The following is a 549-nucleotide window of genomic DNA, read 5'->3' as shown; positions in this document are numbered from 1 at the left end:
TGTCGACGCAAACTACGCCATATCATTTCGGCGCAGTACGTTCTCACGACAGTTTCTACACCGATGACGAAGAGGCCATTTGTCAGTACTGGAACAAGAAAGGTATTCTAGGTGCAGACATGGAAACCTCGGCGCTGTTTACGGTCGGTCGATTACGAGGTCTACACGTGGCTTCGATTTTAAACAATGTCGTACTCTACCAACAAGATGTGAAGGAAGGGGTAGGTCAGTACGTAGATGAAGCTAAAGTGATGATGGAAGGTGAAAAGCTTGCATCTTTCACGGCTTTAGAAGCGTTGATTGCCCAAGCATAGCGTCATCTCTTTCTAAGATTAATATCAAAAGCGGCACATGGTTGTCGCTTTTTTTATTTGGTTTCATCGTCTTAATGGAAGGGGTACAATCCATCTGAGATTGTTATCAATAGTAATTGTCTGGATGAATAAGCAAACTGGCTTAGTCTTTGAGTTGCTCATTTGTCCGGATTCGCATCCTTCCTAGCGCAGAGAAAAACGCATGAAAATCAGCCCTTATCCGACTGGTCGCTTC

At 44.3% G+C, this 549-nt stretch carries 1 pseudogene; it reads left to right on the top strand.

The features are described 5' to 3' along the window. A pseudogene (locus tag R7190_RS29855) lies at window positions 1-314 on the top strand (nucleoside phosphorylase); the annotation flags it as partial. Between the last annotated feature and the right edge of the window lie 235 nt (window positions 315-549).

This window comes from Vibrio sp. 1078-1 (assembly GCF_033340475.1).
The sequence above is the reverse complement of the archived record's forward strand: the minus strand, read 5'-3'. Positions and strand labels throughout refer to the sequence as shown.